Raw genomic sequence first — 22651 nt, 5'->3', positions numbered from 1 at the left:
GCGAAGCAGAAGCAGAAGCAGAAGCAGAAGCAGAAGCAGAAGCAGAAGCAGAAGCAGAAGCAGAAGCAGAAGCAGAAGCAGAAGCAAAAGTAGGGATGGAAACAGGGATGGGATCAGTGACGGCCACAGCGACGGCCACAGCGACGGAGTTTAGCGACCGATGACCGATGCACCCGAAAACGAGATTCAAGGCGATAACGATTCCTATGGCGCAGAAAGCATCAAGGTGCTCAAGGGGCTCGAAGCGGTTCGTAAGCGCCCTGGGATGTATATCGGCGATACCGACGACGGCACCGGGCTGCACCACATGGTGTTTGAGGCGGTGGATAACTCCATCGACGAATCTCTGGCAGGCTATTGCGATAAGATCGAGGTGATCATCCACATCGACGGCTCGGTGACCATCCGGGACAATGGCCGAGGTATCCCCGTTGAGATTCACGCCGAGGAGGGACGCTCTGCGGCGGAAGTGATCATGACCGTGCTTCATGCGGGGGGTAAGTTTGACCAAAACTCCTACAAGGTATCCGGCGGTCTGCATGGCGTGGGTGTGTCGGTGGTCAACGCCCTGTCGGAAAAGCTGGAGTTGACCATTCGCCGGGATGGCAAGAGATGGTATCAGGAATATAAGGATGGTGACCCGGTCGCCCCCATCCGGGCGGTAGGGGAGACCAGCCGTACCGGTACCCAGGTGACCTTTACCCCCAGCCGGGAAATTTTCAGCATTACCGAATATTCCTTCGATATTCTGTCGAAGCGGCTTCGTGAGCTATCGTTTCTCAACTCCGGCGTCAACATTCATATTTTGGATGAAAACACCGACAAGGCCCACCATTTCCAGTATGAAGGGGGCATCCGCTCCTTTGTGGAACATCTCAACCGTGCCCGCACCCCTCTGGTGGAGCCCCCCATCTTTTTTACCGATCAGAAGGGGGTGGTCTATCTGGAGGTGGCGCTGCAATGGAACGACTCCTACCAGGAAAACGTCTTTTGCTACACCAATAACATTCCCCAGCGGGATGGCGGGACGCATCTGGCCGGATTTCGGGCGGCCTTGACCCGGACCCTCAATGGCTATGCCCTCGCTGCCGGTATTCTTAAAAAGGACAAGGGAACCCTGGCTGGTGAGGATTGCCGGGAGGGGTTGACGGCGGTTATTTCAGTCAAAATTCCCGATCCCAAATTTTCCTCCCAGACCAAGGAAAAACTGGTCTCCTCGGAAGTCCGGACAGCGGTGGAGGGGATTGTTGCGGATAAGCTCTCGACTTTTTTTGAGGAGCACCCCCAGGAGGCCAAATCCATCCTGGCCAAAACCGTCGAGGCCGCTTCTGCCCGTGAAGCGGCCCGCAAGGCGAGGGAATTGACCCGCAGGAAGAGTGCCCTGGAGATCTCCTCTCTGCCGGGGAAACTTGCGGATTGTCAGGAGCGGGATCCGGCGCTGTGTGAGTTGTATCTGGTTGAGGGAGATTCGGCGGGTGGTTCGGCCAAGCAGGCGCGGAATCGGAAGTTTCAGGCGGTGCTGCCCCTGAAGGGGAAGATTCTCAACGTCGAGAAAGCCCGTTTTGACAAGATGCTCTCCTCTGCTGAGGTGGGGACGCTGATCACGGCTCTGGGGACTGGCATCGGTGTTGAAGAGTATGACATCGCCAAGCTTCGCTATCATCGCATCATCATCATGACGGACGCCGATGTGGACGGGGCGCATATCCGCACGCTCCTTCTGACCTTTTTCTACCGTCAGTTTCCAGACATCGTCGAGCGGGGCCATCTCTACATCGCCCAGCCCCCCCTCTATCGGGTGACCCGGGGCAAGAACGTCCACTATCTCAAGGATGAAACCGCTCTTGATGTGATGCTGCTGGATAATGGCATCGTCGGTTTGACGCTCAAATCCGGGGAGAAGGAGATCTCTGATCCCGAGGCGTTGACGGTGTTGGTGAAAAAAGCCCGGCGCTATGCTGTTCTTTTGGGTCGCTTGGCCCGGCACCACGACCGGTTGGTGTTGAATACCTCTACCGAGCTGCTGGGGCTGGTTCAGGCTGATCTGGAATCCACCGACACCCCGGATGGCCAGAGTGACGCCGCCCCGGGCATGGCGGCGGCGGATCGCTTGCGGGAAGCTCTGGCTGCGCGGCTGGATCCCCAGGATCGTATCCAGGTGTTGTTGACCCAGGATGAGGAGACCCATTCCGGGGTGCTCACCATCAATCGCATCATCCATGGCGTTCAGAGCCGCACCCGGTTGGATGTGGAGCTGTTTCACTCCCCGGAATATCGGGAAATGTCGGAAATTTCCGCCTGGTATCGGGAGCAGCTGGGGGATGATGTGGTGAGTTTCCGGGGTGAGCGGGAGCGGACTCTGGGGGGGATGGTGCAGCTGGTGGATCAGGTGATGGCCGATGGCCGCCGGGGTCAGGCTTTTCAGCGTTATAAGGGATTGGGTGAGATGAACCCCGATCAGCTGTGGGAGACCACCATGGATCCGTCGATTCGCTCGTTGCTACAGGTTCGGGTGGAGGATGCGGTGGCGGCGGACGAGGTATTTACCACCCTGATGGGGGATCAGGTGGAGCCCCGGCGGGAGTTTATCCAGAACAATGCGCTGAATGTGGCCAATCTGGACGTGTAATGGTGTAAAAAGGGTTTTCCTGGCCATTTCAGGGGGATTCTTGTCTGGATGCTGCAAATGCCTTTTAGAGGGGGGAGGGGGCGTTTGAGGGACTTTCCATAGCCTTGATTCCTTGATTGATGCGGTTCGCGTGGCTCACCACATCCTACGAGTTGCACGGGTTGCGTGAGTGACCTTTAGAAGCGACCTGAGAGTAGCACGCTTGCCCGGGAAAAGGTCGATTAAGTACCGACCGTTCCCGGGCAAGCGTTCACTTGCTGCATTCTCTTCCCAATGTGACCTCTTTTCATGCCAGATCCTGTTCCTGCCCGTTATCTCCCCCCTGTGGGGTGGATGATTGGCATGAGGGATCTTGAGAGAGCCTGCTTTGGAAGTTTTTTTCTTTGAGAGAGTTTTTTGGAGCGTTTTTGTATATAGAGTGTGTTCTTTTTTGTAGTGTGTTCTTTTTAAAGCGTATTTTTTTAGAGCGTGGCTTGTTTGTCGAGTGTTTTTCGTTGGGCTTGAGCCTGGATCAGCAGTTGGGCTTTGTGGCCGGTTTGCACCACCCGTTTGGAACCCCACCCTGCGTTGAAACAAACCCGCATCCCCGCCAAGGTCATGCTTGATTTTGTTTCAAGTGGAATTCGCTCCACACCCCCCACCCCTGAGGGGTTGCCCAACTGCTGATCAGGTCGCCTACGATCAGTGGGCCTGAGTGGGCCGCATGCCGATCGCCTGCATGTAGAGATGGAGGAGGGCTTCCTGTTCATCCATCTCGTTTTGATCCATTTTGCGAATTTTGATGATCTGTCGGATCACTTTGGCGTCAAAGCCGTGGCCTTTGGCTTCGGTGTAGATATCCCGAATGTCCTGGCCGAGATCCGCTTTTTCCTCTTCGAGTCGCTCGATGCGCTCCACCAACTGGCTCAAATGCTCGCCGGTGATGCCGCCGGTGGTGGTGGGCTGAGGTTTGGCCGACTCTTGTGAAACTGCTGCCTGCATGTTCGTCTCCTTTCCAAGGGACCCCAATCCGTTGGGGCTGTTCAGTGCTTCCCACCCAGGGCAGGGTGGTCAATATTTCGGCGCTTTCGCCGTATGTGAGGGGTAGCTCGCAAGTTTTGCGCCAAGTCTCTGCAAACCAACCTGCCTCACGCTCCCCCGCCCCTAACCATTCCACTCCGAAAACAGGCCGTGATTATTCTTTTCCTTCTGCCCAACTCTTCCTGATCCCACCTGGTGATGACATCCCTTTTTTCATTGCCCCGTGCCACACGACATCAATATTCTTAAGCATGTGAATTTTCTGACAGCAACAACTTTTGCTCAAAACCCTCGGCCCCACAGCCTGTTCTCATCAGGTCTAGAGATGATTTGGCTGGGAAACCCTTTGGGAGAGGGGAGCGGTTGGTCTAAAGATTTTTTCAGCTTGGGATTTGTCATTGGGGCTGGTGGCCCCAAAGGGAGGATCAAACAAAAACCATGAAAGCAACCTCACCTAAAAACCTGGAGTGGCTGGGAAAAACCGCCATCCTCACCGCTTTTCTGACCGCACTGCTCTACGCTTCTGGTTGGTCATATGGTGTGCATCATTTTAATCTGTACGATGTGGGTCTATTGGGCCTGAAACTCCCAAAGGAGGTTTTTTTTCTCTACGGTTTTATGGCCTGGAAGAGTCATTGGCTTTTTGCGCTGTTGCTTTTTTTCGCTGCCATCGGAGTCAGCTCTTTGCCACAACGCTGGCCTCATATGGCCTATTTGCCCACCCTTCTCCACGTACTGGCCATTTTGACGATTCCCATCATGATCATCATAGGAATCCAGTTGGGTGGCATGCGGGCCAAAGAATTGTATGACAGCCAGAAGGAAGCGGGTTTTCCCAGATTCCCCACGGTAAAAGTCTGGCTGAAGGAAAAGAGTGCGATCCCCGAAGAGTCAGGAATCAAACAGGAGTTGGCAGCAGGCTGTTATCGTCTTTTGCTGAACAACGATAAATTTCTATACCTTTTCAAAGTGACTCCGGAGGAGGGCCATAAACGTCACCCCACCGTGGCGATTCCCACCTCTGAAACCGCTGGCTGGCAGAGACACTCCGCCAACGGGTGTCAAACCTGATCCATCCAGTGGTGAGATTATCCCCCCCGCTCACCCCAGATCGGTTTTGTGGGGGAGGGGGAGGAGAGGCCATTCCATGGCTGAAGAGGCGTTTGTTGAGCCCGGTTCAGCTATCGGTTATTGGCGGATCCCTTCGATGAAGAGGTGGAGGGTCATGGATTGGGCCGCGGGGCCCAGGTTATAGCTGATGCCGTAGTCGCTGCGCTTGATCACCAGATCCCCCTTATAGCCCGCCCGATAACCTCCCCAGGGATCCTTGCCTTCACCGATCTTGACGGCGTCAAAGGAGACCGCTTTGGTGACACCATGGAGGGTGAGGTTGCCTTGCACTTGGGCTCCGGTGGCGGTTTCAGCGATGTGGGTGGAGGCGAAGCTGGCTTCGGGATGGTTTTTCACATCGAGAAAATCATCTCCCCGCAGGTGCTTGTCCCGCTCCGCATGGTTGCTATCCACACTGGCGGTCTTCACCGTCACTTGGATCGACGGATTTTTTACTCCCAGCTCAAAATGGCCGGAAAGATCGTTAAAGCGGCCCCGTAGCACGCTGTAGCCCAGGTGAGAGATGGAAAAATCCACAAAGCTGTGGGTGGGATCGAGCTTAAAAGTGTCAGCTTCCCCCTGAGTGGGCAGGCTCATCCCCATAATGAGAGCCAAGGTCAACCATCCGGATTTTAAAGTCAGACGTTTCATTTGCCATTCTCCTCGTACGTTTCAGTTATTCAAAAGATTCATTTATTGGCTACGATTTTGACCCCAAGGGCCAATCATCCGCATCAGGGTGTCATCTTTATCGATCAGGTGGTGCTTCAAGGCCCCAGCTGCATGGAGCCCCATCAATCCCGCCCCCCCATAAGCCAGCCAGGCGTGGAGAGATCCAAACACCTCCTCCTGCATCTTGCCGCTGGTTATCGCTGGAATTTCAAACAGCCCAAACACCTCGACCGGGTGACCTTTGGCGGTGGAGATTAAAAATCCGGTGATGGGCAGCACCAGCATCAAGCCATAAAGCGCCAGGTGGGTGGCCCCGGCCACAAAATGTTCCCAGGGGGCGTGGTTGGGGTTGGGGGGTGGGGGAGGGTGCTTCAATCGCCAGGCCAGCCGGACCCACACCAGCACGAAGACCACCAAACCCAGGGAGCGATGCAGGTCCGGGCTGCTCTTATAGTCGGGGTCGTAATAGGTCAACTCCACCATGTAGACCCCCAATCCCAATAAAAACAAAATCAAGATCGCCATCACCCAGTGAAGCAAGCGGGCGGTACGGTTAATGACAACAGGGGCTTCCATGGCATCTCTCCCAATCAAGCGTTGATGATGTCTTGATCTTGGACCAGAAAGTCGTCATAAACAATCCATCTATTTATTGACACATTGTTTCCATATTGTGAACACTGAGCAAGGACATTGACCATGGATCGACTCACTCTGCTGGAAACCTTCGTCACCGTCGCCGAAGTCGGCACGCTGACGGGGGCGGCCCGGAGCATGGGCATCAGCAAGGGGGCGGTGAGTAAATATCTGGGGGCGCTGGAAGAGTCCATGGAGGTGCGGCTTATGCAGCGCACCACCCGCAGACTCACCCTCACCGAAGAGGGCCGGAGCCTGCTACCCCGGGCGATCCAGATGGTGGCGGACTGGGAAGAGAGCAAGCGCTCCCTGGGGCAGATGCGGGGAGCGGTGCGGGGGCGGCTGAAGGTAAGCGCCCCCCTCTCCTTTGGTCTTTCCCACCTCTCCCGGGCTCTGGTGGAATTCATGGGGCAACACCCCGAACTCGAAGTGGAGCTGGACCTCACCGACCGCTATGTGGATCTCCTGGAGGAGGGGTTTGATCTGGTCATACGGGTGGGAAAACTGGTAGATTCGAGCCTGATGGCCAAACGTCTGACCTCAACCCGGGGGGTGGTGTGCGCCAGCCCCGACTATCTGAAACGCCAGGGAACCCCCCAAACCCCGGAGGAGCTGACCCGGCATCGCTGCCTGATCTACACCGGGATGATGCATGAAAGCATCGGCGTGTGGCGGTTTGAAAACAGGGAGGGGGGGATCCATCGGATCAAGGTGCGCGGTCCCTTCAAGGCCAATAATGGCGATGTGTTGAGAGCGGCTGCGCTCCAAGGGCAGGGGATCACCATCAGCCCCACCTTCATTATCGGGCAGGATCTCAAAGCTGGCAGGCTGCTGCCGATCCTCACCCGTTATCGACTCCCGGAGATGGGCATCCATGCCCTCTACCCCCATCAGCGTCACCTCTCAGCCCGGGTGCGGGCATTGATCGATTATCTGGGTAGTCGCTGGAAGGCACATCCCGACTGGGAAGGATAAAAAACCCAGCCAAACCCGCCGCCGATGTCAGAACAGCTCATTCCCCTTCCACAACCCCCTTCATCGCCTCCTGCACCTCCTTGAGGGCATCCATGGCCCCATCGAAGTCATACTCCGCCAAGCGGGCACTCGCGCGTTTCAGAGTGGCCTCAAAGGGGGTGCCGGTCAGTTGGGATTCCAGATCTTCGACATCTTCCACCGCCGCACTGTCAAAATTGTCCATCTTTTCCAATATCGGCTTGATGGTCGGCAGAATGGCGCTGTAATCCGTAGCATGGCTGGCAGGCTCCCGGGAATCTGCCTCTGATGCAGCAGCGGTTTGCAGGGCTTGGTTCATCTCATTGAGGGCTTCCCCGGCGCCATCAAAATCATACTCCCCAATGCGGGCGCTCACCCGCCCCAGAATCGCTGCGAAGGGGGTGCCGGCCAGAAGGGATTCCAGCGCTTCCACATCCTCCACCGCCCCGCTGTCAAAATTATCGATCTTGGCCAGAGTCTCCTCAATCAAGGGCATCACCTGGCTGAGATCCGGCAGGGCTGCCTTCTCCTCAGCGGCTCCCCCTTGGGGTTGATCCAGCCCTTCAAGTCCCGCCATCACGGGTTTTATCTCTTCCAGTACATCTTCCAGCAGCGGTTCAATTTCTGCTATGGGAGCCTTGTTGCCACAGGCCTCCTCCAGCAGTCGGGCACTCTCCTGCACCCCTCGGGCTCCCAGATTGGCCGATACCCCCTTGAGGGTATGGGCGACGCGGGTGGCGGTTTCCAGGTCGTCAGCCTCCAGGGCGGTACGGAACTCCCTTTCGAACCCGGATTGGCTCTCCCGATAGCGCTTGAGCAGGCGACGAAACAGGGTGGTGTTGTTCTGGGTGGTGGCGAGCCCCGCCTTGATGTCGATCCCCGGAAGTTCAGGCAGGGAATTGTCTTCGCTGGCAGGGGCTCCTTCCTCCTGAGGGGCTTCAACGGCCAAGGTGGGATCCGAAGGCACGATCCATTTGGCCATGGTGTTGAACATTTCCCGAACGTTGATGGGCTTGGCGATGTGATCGTTCATGCCCGCTTCGAGCACTTTTTCCCGATCCCCGGCCATGGCGTTGGCGGTCATGGCGATGACGGGAAGATCCTTGAATTTTTCCTGCTTGCGAATTTCCCTGGCGGCCGTGTAACCATCCATCACCGGCATCTGGATATCCAGCAACACCCCGTCAAAGCTCTCCTGGGCCAGCTTGTCCAAGGCTTCCTGGCCATTTTCCGCCAGGTCGGTTATCACCCCGCCATTGGCAAGCAGCTCCAGGGCCAGCTCTTGATTGATCTCGTTATCTTCCACCAGCAGTACCTTGGCCCCTCGCACCTTGATGGCGGCATCCTCAGCCGACTGTCCTTTCTCCAGGGCGCCTCCTTCAGGTCGCTGGATCAGATCTCCTCCCAGACACTCGCCGATGGCCTCCTGCAGAGAGAATGGCATGACGGGCTTGATCAGGATGGTGTTAAATTCAACCCCATTGAGTTGGATGGACTGCATCGCCTCTTCCCGACTGTAGGCGGTTACCATGAGAGCGACGGGGGGGGATTCATGGGGGGCAGCCTGTAGCTGTTTGAAGCACTGGACTCCATCCATGCCAGGCATCTGCCAATCCAACAGAACCAGATCATAGGGTTGCTTTTTATCATGAGCTTCCCCAATGCGTTCCAGGGCGTTTTCACCACTGGGCGCCACTTCCACCTCCAAGCCATAAGAGGAGGTCATGCCCGATAGAATCACCTGGGCGCTTTCGTTGTCGTCCACCAGCAAAACCCGCAAATCCGAGAGCCCCTCCCGGTCTATCTTCAATCGCTCCTGGGGATTTTTCTGGGTCTCCAGGTAGGCTGTAAAGTGGAAGACGCTCCCTTTACCCGCCTCGCTTTCAACCCAGATATCCCCCTTCATCAACTCCGTCAATCGTTTGGAGATGGTGAGCCCCAGACCCGTTCCACCATATTTGCGGGTGGTGGAGGTGTCGGCCTGGGAAAAGGATTGAAACAGCTTTGACTGCTGCTCCGGTGTCATGCCGATGCCGGAATCCCATACCGAAAAATGGAAATTGGCTTGGCTGCCCTGCTCCTCGATCATCTTGACCCCGATGACGATCTGGCCGATTTCGGTAAACTTGACGGCGTTGTTGCCCAGGTTGATCAAAATCTGTCCCAACCTGAGGGGGTCTCCTACCAGAGCAGTAGGCATGTCGGGTTGGGGGTCGAACAGCAGCTCCACCCCTTTTTCCTCAGCCTTGAGCCCCACCAGATTGGCCAGATTGTCGAAAACATCCTCCAGGTTGAAGTTGATCGCTTCCATGTCGAGCTTGCCCGCTTCGATTTTGGAAAAGTCGAGAATGTCGTTAATGATGCCGAGCAGGGATTCTGCGGAGCGATGGACCTTTTGGATATAGTTACGCTGACGCCGGGTCAGTTCAGTCTCCAGCGCCAGATGGGACATGCCGATAATGGCGTTCATGGGGGTGCGGATTTCGTGGCTCATATTGGCCAAAAAGTCTGATTTGGCCTGGTTGGCGGCGTCCGCCAGCTCCTTGGCCTTGATCATCGCCTGTTCGGCCTGCTTCTGGTCCTCAATATCAACGAAAGTCCCCACCAATCCGCCAGGGGAGCCATCCTTCTTGGTAAAAGCCTGAACCCAGTAGAGGGTGTGATGATCTTTGCCGTCGGAGAAGGGCATGACCAGCTCTTTGTGCAGCTCTCCCAGGGAGTTGATGACCTCTTCATCCTCCCGTTGATAGTTGCGGCGATCCTCCTCGGAGAGATAGTCCAGATCCATCACCCGTTTGCCGATAAAATTTTCCCGTTTGACGTTGAAAGTCTCTTCATAGGCCCGGTTGCAGCCCACATACCGGGTATCTGCCCCTTTGTAAAAGACAGGATAGGGAATGGTATCCACCAGAGCCTGGGTAAAGCTCAGCTGATCGGCCACTTTGAGTTCCGCCGCCTTCAGCGGGGTGATGTCCTGGGAAATACCGCACACCCCGTAGGGTTTGCCCTGGGGATCGAACAGAGGAAATTTGAAGGAGATATAGGTGTGGGTGCCATCGTCGTGTTGGGTCTCCTCCTCCAGTTGCAGGGCTTGGCCACTCTTGAGTACTTTTTGGTCGTTTTCGAAAAAAACATCTGCAAGTTCTTTGGGGAAAACTTCAAAATCAGTCCGGCCCAAAACGTCTCCTGAAACCAGATCCAAAATCTGGGACCACTGTTTGTTGACCAGGAAATAGCGACCATCGAGATCTTTGGCGTAGATCAGGGCCGGGGAGTTGTCCAAAATCGATTGCATCTGTTCCTGATTTTTGGCCAGATCCTCGGTACGCTCTTCCACCAGCTGCTCCAGGTGCTCCTGATGACGGCGGATTTCGGCCCGGGCTTGTTGGGCATCCTCCGCCACACTCATGGCGGCGGCGCGCTCCCGCTGCAGCTCTTCGGCACGGGATGCAATGGAAGCCTCGGCATTGGTGGAACGCTGCCGCTCCAGGGAGAGAGAGCCCACCATGCGGGCAAAGCCACTTAAAAAACAGAGAATATCCGGCAGTTTTTCCTCATCGACGATGGGTACTTCACTGATGGCGGCAATATAGTCGCTGGGTTGAAAACCAAATTCCAACGCCTGGCCCCGGAAAAAGTCGATATCGGGCTTTTTCAGGAAAAACTGCCCCACAAAGGCGTTGGCGACATGTTTTCCCTGAATCGTGATGGGAGAGGCGCAATCCGTGAGGCCATTTTGGCAGCGGTAGATGGCAAAATCCTTGCCCTCATCCAGGCGGTTGGCCAGATCGGTATCGCTTTCGATGCAGCGGGCACAGGTTTTTTCGTTGACCCGATGAAAATCGGTACAGGCCCGCTGCCACTGGGAGGCAGCCAGAACCTTTCCTTGCAAATCGATGATGGCGGCGGGAATGCCGACGCTACGGCAAAAATTGTCAAACAGACCACTCAGCTCCTCCAGGTTGAGCAGAGCCGCCATATCCATCTCTTCCGTTTGTTCGGTTTCAGTGTCATCTTTCTCAAGCAGCTCCTCCCCAAGTTGTTCCTCAATCGCTTGGGGGTCTGCGAAGGGGGGAGGGCGATGGAGTGCTTCGGAGAGGCTGTTGATGGTCTCCTTCAGTTCGATGATCCGCTGTTCCCGGTCCAGGGCCAGCCGGTTGAACCGTTCCACATCCTCCATGCGCGCTTTGAGCACGTCTCCTTCCCGAATGGCCTGTTCAGCCGCCTTGCGTTGGCTGATATCCCGTAGAGAACTCGCCACCATTCGGCCTTCATCGGTTTCGATAGGGCTCAGGCTCACTTCAACGGGAATCAGCTTGCCCGATTTGGTGCGTGCCGTCAGATCCTTGCCCGAACCCATGGGGCGCGCCACCGGGGATTCCAGATAGCCTTCCCGTTTGGCGGCATGTTCTTTAGCCATCTTTTGGGGAATGAGCATCTCCACCTGCATGCCCAGCATTTCCCAGCGTTCATAGCCGAACAATATTTCCGCCTGGCGGTTGACCATGGCGATGACACCCTGGTTGTTGACCAAAACCATGGCGTCGGGGGCCAGCTCCAAAAGGGTTCGAAACTGTTTTTCCCGGCCCTTGATGCGTTCTTCAGCCAAGCGGCGGTCGGTGATGTCCTGGACCGTCCCCACCATGCGACTGATATGACCCGCTTCGCTCCACTCCACTCCGGATCCCTTGGAAACCAGCCAGCGAATACCGCCATCGGGGTGACGAATGCGATATTCGATCTCATAGGCATCGATTTCCCCTTCCCGATAGCGGCGGCCCGTTTCCAGAACCCGTTCCCGGTCCTCCTCAAGGATCAACTCCAGCCAATGATTGCGGGCGTGGGGTTCATCCTGACCGGGGGTGCCGAAGATCTCCCGATAGCGGTCGTTGACGATCGTATCTCCAGAGGCCAGATCCACATCCCAGAAACCCAGGTTGCCCCCTTCCAGAGCCAGCCGGAACCGCTCTTCGTTGTTTTTGCGCTGGGTAATGTCGGTAAGGGTGACCACCACACCACCGGCGCTGGTAGGGGATTGTCTTAATTCCAGCACAGTGCCCCAAGGGGTTTTCATCTCCAGAGTGATGTTTTTCCGCTTGAGAATGGTCTCCAGGCGTTCGGTCACGAAATGGTCTGTCGATACGGGGCCGTAATCTCCCCGTTGTGCCAGATAGCGCACCACCTGGGAGATCGGCCCGTTCACCTGAACCAAATTTTCAGGAAGACGCAAAAGGGTGATATAGAGGTCATTGAAAAAGACGAAATTGAGATCGTCATCCAGCATAAAGAGGCCGTCAGACATGCTGGAGAGGGCCAGCTTGAGTCGTTGCTGGGAGTTTTCCAGCTCTCTGGCAGCCTGTTTTTTGGAGGTGATATCTTCCTGTAGGGCGATAAAGTGGGCGATGCGTCCTTCTTGAATGACCGGGCTGATGGAGATGGCGGCCCAATAGGTTTCGCCACTCTTTTTGCGGTTGAGCAGCTCCCCACGCCACACCTTTCCAGCCCGGATGGTCTGCCACAAATCCCGGTAGGTTTCCGCTGTGGTTTCGCCGGAATTGATGACTTCGGGCGTTTTGCCCTTGAGATCGGCCAGGGTGTAACCGGTCAACTCCACAAAGCGGGGATTGACATATTCAAAATGGCCGTTGGGGGTGGTGATTATCACCACGGAGGGGCTGTTTTCCACCGCCATGGAGAGTTTTTTCAGCTCTCCTTCCGCCTGCCGACGCTGCTCCACTTCCCGGCCCAAGCGACGATTCCAAAAGACGGTCATGCCAATGATCAAAAGCAGGCCCAAACCGATGGGAATGACCCAGATGAGAATGGACTTCAGATCTGCTCCAAACTGATAGTTAACCGCCATCCAGGCGTTTTTGATGGCGGCTTTTTCCTTCTCCTCCAAACTGTCCAGGGCTTTGTCGAGGATGGCGACCAGTTCGGGCCAATCCTTGCGGACAGCGATGGAAATTTCAAAATTGTAGGGGGTGGGTGCGGCAATCTTGATATCATCCATCTGTAAGCGATCAAGGGAGTAGGTGATCACCCCGAGATTGCCCACAAAGGCATCAAGGCCCTGCCTGTCCAGGAGTGCCATACCGGCATTGACACTCTTCAGGGGAACCAATTTGATGGTTGGATGATCGGTTCTTAAATATTGCTCGGTGACATACCCTCCCACCACACCCACCCGCTTGCCGGAGAGATCTCCCAGATTTTCCACAAATTCCCCATCCTTGCGGGAAGCGATCACCACCGGAAAGGTGAGATAGGGTTTGGTGAAGAGGAAGCGGGAGCGTCGCTGTTCGGTTGGCGTCACAGCAGGGGCTGCATCGATTTCCCGATCCACGAGGCGCCGGAGAACCTCCGGCCAACTGAGTCCCCAAACCGGCTTGAAGGTGATTCCCAGTCGCTCTGACAAAACCTCCATAAAGCCTGCGGAGATCCCACTGTAGTTTCCCTCTTCATCCCGGAAACTAAAGGGAGGCCAGGAAAAATCATCCCCCAAACGCAGCGTGCGATGCTTTTTCAGCCAGGCTTTTTCCGTGAGGGTGAGGGGAACTTGTGACTCATCCGTGGTTTCAGCTGCCACCGGCAGCCACTGCCGGCGCAATCGGTAGATCTCTTCCGGGGCGATGGAGGCCAGACCCTTGATGAGAATATTCCTCAGAATGGTCTGCTCTTTTCTGACGCCAATGTGCAGCTGGCTCTCCTCGGGTTGTTTGAGCCACACCTCGTTTTGGATGCGAATATCGGGAATATCGTGTTTTTTCAGGAGATGATTGATCACCCCATGGCTGCCGACAAAGGCCTCTGCCTTGCCCAATGAAACCAGCTTGAGCCCCTCTGCATCATTGGTGGAGGGAACCTGAATGATATCGGGAAAGCGCTCAGCCATGAGGGTGGCTGTGGCGGTTCCGGCGACAATGGCCACCCGTTTTCCCAATAGCTCTTCCAGTTCCGTGGGGGGGAGGGCAATGTCCCGGGTGACCAGTACCGTGGGATTCATGGCATAGTGGTCGGTAAAAGCAATGAATTTGGATCTCTCCACGGTCTGATTGATGGCGGGGAGAATATCCAGCTCACCAGACTGAAACCGCGCCATCAATTCGGGCCAGGTATAGCCATGTTCGAAGACGACAGGCAGGCCGGTCTCCTTGGCGATCAGGCGCATCAACTCATTGGAATAACCGGTGGCATGTTCGTTGTGGACAAAATCAAAGGGGGGCCAATCGGTCTCGGCGCCCACTTTGAGGGGCTCCTTGAGATCAGCGATCCAAAATTGCTCCTCCGGGGTCAGCTTGGCCCGGGAGGTGGTCAGGGTGCCGCCAAACCAGCGGCGTTGTAGTTGGGTATACTCCTCCTGGGTGACCGCTGAAGAGGCCTTTTGCAGAATATCCCGCAAGAGGGGGTATTTCTTCTGGACGGCGATGCGCTGTTTGTTGGAAAAAACCGGGTCGTCAACAATGCTGTCCACCCGCAGGTTGGTAAGACCATGCTTTTGGATCAGCCAGTTTTCGATAGCCAATCCCCCCATGGCCACATCCGCCTCACCCCCTGCCACCGCTTGCAGGCTTTCCAGCGAAGTTTGAGTCAAGTGTAGGGAAATCTGGGGATAGTGATGCTCTAAAAGCTCCTGATAGAAAAAACCCTTGGGGATGGTGATTCGCTTGTCGAGAAGAGAGGACATATTTCGAACCGGCTTCTGATCCTGGCGGGTGACAAAAACCGATGGGTTGTCCACATAGGGCAGGGTAAAGTTCAAATATTTTTCACGCTCAGGGGTTTTGACGATGTTGAGCATGATATCCAGGCTGCCATCTTTTATTTGCCTCAAAAATTGATCCCAGGAGGGGTCGGTGACGTATTGGATGGAAATTCCCAGCTTGGCAGCCAATAGATCCATATAGTCGATGGAAAACCCCTTGGGCTTGCCATTTTCAGCATAGTTGAAGGGGGGATAATCCTCTTCGTTGTGAACCAGAAAGGGGCCGGGATTTTCAGCGAGCCATTTTTTTTCAGCCACAGTCAGGCGTACATCCTTGGAGACCATGGGCTCAGGGGCTGCTTGATGGGTGCCGTAGATCTCCTCCACCCGGCCTGATTCGGTCATCGCCAGAAGAACGCGGTTGAGTTGATCGTAGAGGGCGGCATTGGCCGAGGTTTTCGACATGCCGTAATAATTTTTTATGGTTTGGATGTGACGAAAGGTGGCATAGGTGTAATCCCGAAAGCCGAGACCGGCCAGGGCGCTGTCCATGGCCCCCCGATCCAATACCGCAACGGCATCCACCTTCCCCTCAATGAGCTGCCGGGCCAGGCCATAATCCCCCCCTTCGGAGGGGATTTTTTTAATCTCGTCATCCTTGTCGAAGGTGGAAAAATAGGCGGTTTTGGCCTTCACCCCCACCGTCAGTTTTTTCAAATCGGCATAATCACGAATGGTGGCCTCATCCCCTTGGTGAACCAAAAAGAGGATATCTTTGCGCTGGGAGCCGATGGGGCCTAAAAAATTAACAAAGCTTTCCCGGTTGGGGCGGCGGATGGTGCGAGGGATGATGTCGGTTTTTCCCTCCTTGAGATCCTTGATGCTTACTGGAAAGGGGAGGTCTCGCCACTGAACGCGATAGCCTATCCGATTGGCGGCCTCTTCCAGAATTTCCTTCAGTGGGCCACCCTGGAATCCGCCATCGACGATCATCTCTGGCGGACGATGACGAATGTCGGCAGTCAATACCTTATCCGCTCCCCAGGCGGGGGTCATGAACAGCAACAGACAAACCAGGTGGCTCAAAAACAGCAACGGGCGCATTGGATCCATCTCCACAATAAATCGACTTTTTTTTCGACCCTATAGACTAACCCATATAGAGGGACAGTTCTAAGGTAGAGTGATAAAGCGTGAAAAAATTTGACGGTTAACACATGTGATGGCTCTCATTCACAACAGGTAGCTTGGTTACTTTTATTTTTTGTTACAGAAAACCCACAAAATGACACATTCATGTTACACGGATTTTCAATGATTGAATTATAATGGGTCACTACAAAAAAAGGAGCGTGGTATCAGATTCCGGATCCGTGTTTCCCGACATCATCCTGTTGCTATAAAACGGTCTGGGAGATTCTGTAGTTATTCAAAAAACCAAGCATTTATGAGGGATTGCCAGCCATTTTCCATTCAATCGGTGACGATTGTTCGGGCAGGAAAAGGGGTTAGTCCACTCTGCTGTCTCTGACGATAATCCGGGGGGGAGTAGGGGAGGAGGGGAGGGACGTCTGCTGGAGGAGAAGGGCTGACGGGATTTTACAGAGCAAACTGCTCGATCACCGTCATCAGTTTGGTTCGGGAGATGGGTTTGGTGATGTGACCGTCACAGCCAGCGGCCACTGATTTTTCCGCATCTCCTGCCATGGCATCTGCTGTGAGTGCCAAAATCGGTATGCGCTGACCTTTCTGTTCGGCCTCCCAACTTCGAATCTGTCGGGTCGCTTCCAGGCCATCCATGCCGGGCATGTGAATGTCCATCAACACCAGATCATAGCGTCTGCCGGAAAAGATTCTCTCCACCGCTTTTTCGCCATCCACCACCCGTTCCACCCGGTAGGGGGTCTGTTTGAGAAACCCTTCGACTACCAGGGCATTTTGGTCCACATCCTCCACCAGCAGGAGAGAACAGGTCCCAGGCGTGGCCTGAGATGGGGGGGTGGATGGGGTTGGATTTTTGGACGATACGGATGGGTCAGCGGGGGGCTGGGAAAAGGCAGAGGATTCTGAATGGCTCTGGGGCAGGGGAATGGAAAAGGAAAATTCACTTCCCTGGCCGGGAGTGCTCACCAGTTTGATCTCTCCCCCCATGGAGAGTACCAGTTTTTGACAGAGAGAGAGCCCCAGACCAACCCCGCCGTGGCGACGGGTGGAGGAGCCGTCAGCCTGGGAAAAGGGGGTGAAGATCATCTGCTGCTGCTCTTTGGCAATGCCGATTCCGCTATCCCGCACCGAAAAAAGCAGGGTGGTGGGGGTGGGGCTGGAAACCCGGAGGTTCACCTCCCCCTGATCGGTAAATTTGACCCCGTTGCCCAGTAGATTGAAGAGTATTTGCCTCAGCCGCTTGGCATCTCCCTGGAATTGTGAGGGGGTGTCCGGGTCGATATGGCCATCCAGAACGAGCCCTTTTTTGGCGGCATTTTGCGCGTGGACCTCCAGCACATCCCGGGTCAACTCTTCCAGGTGGACGGTGTTTTTCTCCAGGGTCATCCGCCCCGATTCGATCTGGGTGATATCCAGAATATCCTCAATCAGGGTGAGGAGATTTTCACCGGCCCGGCTCAATACCGCCATGTATTGGGACTGCTCGGCATCCAGTTCGCTCTCCAGAAGAATTTCCGACATGCCGAGTATGGCGTTCAGGGGGGTGCGGATTTCATGGCTCATCACCGCTAAAAATTCGCTTTTGGCCCGATTGGCGGCATCGGCGGCCTGTTTGGCGCGCACCAGATTGGCTTCGACCTCTTTGCGCTGGGTAATATCCTGAATAATGCCGATCATCTGGCTGGGCTGCCCGGGACCATCTCCCACGGTGGAAATCGACAGATCCCCCCAGACGATCCGTCCATCCTGGGTGCGATAGCGTTTTTCAAAATGATAGGCGTGGTGTTTGCCGGAGAGGAGTTCCTGGAAAAAGGCTCTGCTTTTGTGGAGATCTTCGGGAGCGGTCACCTCTTTGAAGGTTTTTCCCTGCAACCCTTCCGGGGTATAGCTGAGCATGCGGGTGAATGCGGGATTGACCTCCTGAAAGCGGCCCTGGGAGTCGGCCAGGACAATGCCGACGTTGGCGTGTTCGACGATGGCGCGATACTTTCCCTCGCTGTGGCGTAGGGCCTCTTCGATATGTTGCCGCCGTTGTATTTCCTCAATCAGTTCATCGTTGATTCGGGAGAGTTCCCGGGTTCGCTCTTCGACCCGCTGTTCCAGGGTTTGGGATAGCTCTTTGAGCTGTTGGTTTTGGGTGGCAATGGCTCCGTAGGAGGCTTTGAGCTGAAGGCGCATGTCATTCAGTGCCCGGGCCAGATCCCCCAGTTCATCCTGACCGGGCAGGGTGATGTTTTCTTCCATTCGCCCTTCCCCCAGCTTGCGGGCTCTTCGGGAGAGCGCCACCAGGGGGTCGGTGACCTGTTTTTTCAACAGAAAGGCCAAAGAGAGGGTGAGAATGGCAAAGATCAACAGGAAGGCGATCACCAGGAAACGAATGCGGGCAGCGGCCAATTTTTCGGAACGATCCGTTCGCATGCCGATTTCCACCTGCCCCAGGGGGAGCCTGGAAAGGTCGTCGTATAGTCGTACGGGAGCTGTAAAAATGGCTAGTTTATTAAGCTCTTTTGCCATGGAGGTGGTTGATTTTCGGCTTTCGGCAATTGTTTTGCCATCGGCCCGAATCAGGCGAATATAACTGACATCGGTTTTTTGCCGCACCAGATTGTGGATATGGGTCTCCAACACCGGAATGTCGAGGATGAGCAGAGGTTCCAGAGAGAAGGCGGCTGTGGTTTTGGCCAGTGAGGCGCCAGTGGTCTCGATCTGGCGGAGATGTTCTTGGCGTTCATGGTCGATCAGATACCAGCCCACCAGAAAGGTGACCACCCCCAGGAGGGTCATGGCGGCTCCGATTACTTTGACAGCAAGCCGCTGGCGTTGCCAAAAATCAGTCAGTTGCATGGGGCGGTCCCAAAGATTTAATCCAAGGCATGGGGGATGATCAGGAGCCAAATTGGGCGGAAAGGGCGATTTTTTCCCGCAGGGGGTTGAAGACCGTGTCGGTCACCGGTTGGAAGCCGGTCACCTTGAGTTCTTTCAGAATGTCCGGGCTTTTGAGTTGGAAAAGGGCTTTACCAATGGCTTGGGTCACTGTGGTGTCGAGACCAGCCCGCCCAATCCAGGGCTTGGTATCGTTGGAAAAGGTGTGCAGCACCCGGACAACGCCTTGCTTGTTATAGCGGTGAAGGGTGGTCTCTTTGACCGCGCCAGCATCATAATCCCCCAAAGCCACAGCCTTGAACACCACGTCATGGCGCCCCAGATAGTCGTAGGCTGCCAGATCCCGGCCTTGAACACCGGCTTGCACCAGCTCTCCCTGGGCCAAAAATCGACCGATGGTGGAGTTGGGATTGCCAAAGGCAAAACGCCCGCCAACCAAATCCTTGAGGGAGGTGGCTTGACTTGCGGCGGGCACGATGACCACACCGTGGAAATAGTTTTTGCCGTCGCGTACTTCCTGGGCCAAAAGGTTGAGTTGGTCGTTGCGCTGTTTGGCCTTGATATAGGATGCTGGGCCAAAACGGACAAAGTCCACCGAGCCTGCGACAATTGCATCGTTGGCCTCCTCATAGCCTTTGAAGATTTTCAGGTGGATGTCCACTGAACGTTGCAGCTGCCCTTCCATGGACTCCTGAAGATATTCCAGCACAGGCACAAACTTGCGATACATCACCGTGGCCTTGTCCGATTGGTAAACCCCGAAGGTCAAGGTGAGGGTTTCCCCGGAGTGGACCGGGTGTGGAGTCGTGAAGGCCCATAACGCCCCGAAAACAAGCGCCATTCTTCGGATTAAACCAAATTTATGCGGTGAAACAGACATTTACAGACCCCCTCTGTGTTTGTCAAACCGTCATCCCATCTGGCTATATCACCGAGACCAATTCCCTCTCATTCTTCCCGAAAGAGATCGGTTCCGTGATGGGGAATCGGGCCATGTTTTTAAAGTCAAGCCAATTTAATTCATTCATGGCGTCAGCGACACACTTTATCATAGCTGTCTTCGGAACGAGCAGTAGAGAATAATCTACCTGTTGATTGGGAGTTGGGAGTATCCATGGTGGAAACGGAGGGGTCGGATTGTAGCCTGCCCCCATACGCCCACGCCCAACTGTCGTATAGGGTTCAGCGCCCCATATAGTGCTTACGTCGCTTAGGGGAGAGCTTTTCGATGGCGTAGCGGAGCATGGTACGGGGCATGATTTTGGCGTGTTGGTCCAAAAATCCTTCCAGAATGGCGAGATCAACCTTACCCGCCTCCCGCAACATCCATCCCACCGCTTTGTGTATCAGGTCGTGGCGGTCGGTGAGCAGGGTTTCTGCCAGGGTTAACAGTTCGTCAAACTGTTTTTGTTTGAGCAGTGGCCAGGTGGCGACGACGGCAATACGGCGTTCCCACAGATGGCTTGATTGGACCAGGGTGAAGAGTTTTTTCCGCTCTCCAGGGTGGTGGAGCAGGTGTTCTCCGAAAATTTTAGGTGCGGAAAGATCCACCAGATCCCAGTTGTTGACCCGGTGGAGTCTGGAGAGATAAAACGTAACTATTTCAATTCTTTCACTCTCCTCTTGGCCCTTTTGGTAGCGATCCACCAGAATCAACAATCCGGTCAAGCGGTGCTCATGAATGGGGCTGGCCAGCAACAGATCGATCTCAGACAGGGGCAGCCCCCGATAGCGTTTGGCGACGGCTCTCTGTTGTGGCACCCGCACCCCGATAAATCGATCCCCCTCCCCATACTCCCCCGGGCCGGTCTTGAAAAAGCGGGAGAGATGTTGGGCTTTTTCAGGGCTGCCCAAACCATCCAGATCCGTTTTTACCTCAACTGAGGTGGCTTGATCGGTCATTGTCTTTCCATCTCCCTGTGATCGGCATGCCGGGGCTTTGGTGGAGAGCCCCTTGCAACGACTTGAACCAACCCGCAAAGTGGCAGAATATTCAGGGATCGACAAGGTGGCCGCCAGGGGTTGAGTCGGATCGCTGTTTGCAAAAATCCTTCTGCCAACCATCCCTCTCCACCCCGCTGGGGGAGTTTGGATAAAATGGGAGTTTGCCCATGGATGTTGCCCTCTTCACAGCCAAAATTTTGGGTCCCCTCTATCTTCTGGTCGCAGTGGGAATGGTGCTGAACCCGGGAGAATATCGGAAAATGATCCAGGCTTTTTTGGATAATCCGGCTTTGACCTATCTGGGGGCCGTTTCTGCGGCGGTGGCGGGTTTGGTGCTGGTCAATCTCCACAACGTCTGGGGGTTCAACTGGACCCTCATCATCACCCTGGTGGGTTGGCTGGCCCTTTTTAAAGGTTTCCTGCTGCTGCTCCATCCCGGCCCGGTTTTGCGTCTCTCGGCAGCCATGATGCAGAAGGACCAAACTCTTCGCATGATCGCGGTCGGTGCCGGATTTTTCGGGCTCTATCTCACGGCCATGGGCTACCGCTGAAGGTTGAACCTGAATCCGGCAGTTGGGGGTACGTACATGCCCCAGCCTCTTGATCCACCAAGCAAATCGGGAGAAAGTCTTGTGACCAATCAGGTGACGGCGATTTCTCCCAATTCACTATGCGAACCAATATTCTGCACCAGCCACACACGCCCAACTGCCGGATTTAGGTTGAATCAACCCCCACTTACGGATGGAATGATCAATATGGCTCAGGAGATCAAGATTTATGTGGATGGGGACGCCTGCCCCGTGAAAGAGGAGATTGTTCGGGTCGCCCAGCGCCATCAACTGGTGGTCATTCTGGTGAGCAATCAGTGGATGCGCCTGCCCAGCATTCCCAAGGTGCAGGGGATTGTGGTGGAGGGGGGGCTCGACAAGGCTGATGACTGGATTGCCGAGCGGGTCGGATCCCGGGATATCGCCATCACGGCAGATATCCCCCTTGCCGCCCGCTGTTTGGAGCAAGGGGCCAAGGTGATCGGTCCCGGGGGAAAGCCCTTTGACGAAGATTCCATCGGTATGGGGCTCGCCATGCGCGATCTCAACGCCCATCTCAGAGATACGGGAGAAATTTCAGGCTATAATCCCAGCTTCGGCAAAAAAGATCGCTCCCGCTTCCTCAACACCCTGGAAAACACCATCCAGGCCCTTAAGCGCCAAGGGTGACTCACTGCTGTTCGCTTCTCCAGAGTGTCCTGGTAGGTGGGTATGAAGGAAAACAGCCTATCTCCCAGCCCCGGCATCCACCCCAATGTTGGAGAGGTTTTCCATATCGGTCACTGTTTTGCGGACCCGTTTCAGTTTGACCTCACCGGTCGCGGTGTTGAAGACGATCACTCGCCCCCAAGGCCCTCCCACATCCGAGGAGGTCAGGTGCAGGTGATTTTTCCGGATAAACTGCATGGCGACATCCACGTTGCGCTTGCCCACCGAGATGATATTGGACTGTTTACCCTTTTCCAGATTAAACATCATCCCCCCCCCGAACAGCTTGACCTCCAGCTCTTTTCGAGAGACCCCGTTGCGGTCAAACCAGGCCAGCATGAATTCCAGAGAGCCGTCCACATAGTCTCCCAGTTCCCGGCACACCTTCAACCCCGTATTCGGTTGCGCACAGGTTTGCTCCGGCCTGCGCCCGTGGTTGATGGCCCCCTGACGGGAGCGGGGATGAAAGATGGTCACCGAAACACAGGAGCCCAATACCGTATTGACTTCCGTAGGGCGGGTACCGATGAAAAGTTCTCCCGGATCCAGACGTACGGCAGGTAGTTTGAGGGGAGCATTCATCAGGAAAAATGTCTCAGGGTCAAAAGCGGGCGTAAAAATATCATGGGGGTAGGC

The 22651-nt window shown here is 55.3% G+C and carries 14 protein-coding genes; 6 read left to right on the top strand and 8 right to left on the bottom strand.

The genetic code is table 11. From position 1 onward, the window contains the following. Positions 1-164: hypothetical protein (locus HQL52_09655; GenBank protein MBF0369708.1), on the top strand; the 164-nt coding region annotated here is incomplete at its 5' end. Then, complete coding sequence (gene gyrB, locus HQL52_09650; GenBank protein ID MBF0369707.1) at positions 161-2629, top strand: DNA topoisomerase (ATP-hydrolyzing) subunit B; 2469 nt, start codon at positions 161-163, stop codon at positions 2627-2629. The genes HQL52_09655 and gyrB, both read left to right, overlap by 4 nt. 681 nt (positions 2630-3310) lie before the next feature. On the opposite strand, the gene HQL52_09645 is transcribed toward gyrB, so the two are convergent. Next, positions 3311-3610, bottom strand: coding sequence for a DUF2312 domain-containing protein (locus HQL52_09645; GenBank protein MBF0369706.1), 300 nt, complete (start codon positions 3608-3610; stop codon positions 3311-3313). A gap of 477 nt (positions 3611-4087) precedes the next feature. On the opposite strand from HQL52_09645, the gene HQL52_09640 reads away from it, so the two are divergent. Next, a complete protein-coding gene (locus tag HQL52_09640) occupies positions 4088-4720 on the top strand; it encodes a hypothetical protein (protein MBF0369705.1) in 633 nt (210 codons plus the stop codon). A 117-nt stretch (positions 4721-4837) separates the two neighbouring features. On the opposite strand, the gene HQL52_09635 is transcribed toward HQL52_09640, so the two are convergent. Beyond that, positions 4838-5410, bottom strand: coding sequence for a YceI family protein (locus HQL52_09635; GenBank protein ID MBF0369704.1), 573 nt, complete (start codon positions 5408-5410; stop codon positions 4838-4840). A 42-nt stretch (positions 5411-5452) separates the two neighbouring features. Then, on the bottom strand, positions 5453-6007 hold the full coding sequence (locus HQL52_09630; GenBank protein ID MBF0369703.1) for a cytochrome b: 555 nt from the start codon (positions 6005-6007) through the stop codon (positions 5453-5455). A 123-nt stretch (positions 6008-6130) separates the two neighbouring features. Between HQL52_09630 and HQL52_09625 the strand changes: the two genes are divergently transcribed. Beyond that, entirely contained in the window at positions 6131-7042 is a 912-nt protein-coding gene (locus HQL52_09625) for a LysR family transcriptional regulator (protein MBF0369702.1), read from the top strand. 37 nt (positions 7043-7079) lie between these two features. Here HQL52_09625 and HQL52_09620 read toward each other — a convergent pair whose 3' ends face one another. From HQL52_09620 to HQL52_09605, 4 genes are all read right to left on the bottom strand, one after another. After that, the gene (locus HQL52_09620; GenBank protein MBF0369701.1) at positions 7080-15869 is read right to left on the bottom strand and encodes a transporter substrate-binding domain-containing protein; all 8790 of its coding nucleotides are present in this window, start codon (positions 15867-15869) and stop codon (positions 7080-7082) included. Positions 15870-16364: 495 nt separating this feature from the next. Then, complete coding sequence (locus HQL52_09615; GenBank protein ID MBF0369700.1) at positions 16365-18773, bottom strand: PAS domain S-box protein; 2409 nt, start codon at positions 18771-18773, stop codon at positions 16365-16367. Positions 18774-18813: 40 nt separating this feature from the next. Continuing rightward, positions 18814-19692 carry a PhnD/SsuA/transferrin family substrate-binding protein gene (locus HQL52_09610; protein MBF0369699.1) on the bottom strand — a complete coding sequence of 293 codons (879 nt, stop codon included), beginning with the start codon at positions 19690-19692 and terminating at the stop codon, positions 18814-18816. Positions 19693-19994: 302 nt separating this feature from the next. Further along, complete coding sequence (locus HQL52_09605) at positions 19995-20714, bottom strand: DNA alkylation repair protein (GenBank protein ID MBF0369698.1); 720 nt, start codon at positions 20712-20714, stop codon at positions 19995-19997. A 209-nt stretch (positions 20715-20923) separates the two neighbouring features. Between HQL52_09605 and HQL52_09600 the strand changes: the two genes are divergently transcribed. Continuing rightward, a complete protein-coding gene (locus HQL52_09600; protein MBF0369697.1) occupies positions 20924-21307 on the top strand; it encodes a hypothetical protein in 384 nt (127 codons plus the stop codon). A gap of 198 nt (positions 21308-21505) precedes the next feature. After that, the gene (locus HQL52_09595) at positions 21506-21976 is read left to right on the top strand and encodes a YaiI/YqxD family protein (GenBank protein ID MBF0369696.1); all 471 of its coding nucleotides are present in this window, start codon (positions 21506-21508) and stop codon (positions 21974-21976) included. Between the two features lie 57 nt (positions 21977-22033). Here HQL52_09595 and HQL52_09590 read toward each other — a convergent pair whose 3' ends face one another. Beyond that, on the bottom strand, positions 22034-22597 hold the full coding sequence (locus HQL52_09590; protein MBF0369695.1) for a chemotaxis protein CheD: 564 nt from the start codon (positions 22595-22597) through the stop codon (positions 22034-22036). Positions 22598-22651 lie beyond the last annotated feature (54 nt).

It is taken from the genome of Magnetococcales bacterium (assembly GCA_015232395.1).
In the GTDB taxonomy this organism is placed as follows: Bacteria; Pseudomonadota; Magnetococcia; order Magnetococcales; family JADFZT01; genus JADFZT01.
The sequence above is the reverse complement of the archived record's forward strand: the minus strand, read 5'-3'. Positions and strand labels throughout refer to the sequence as shown.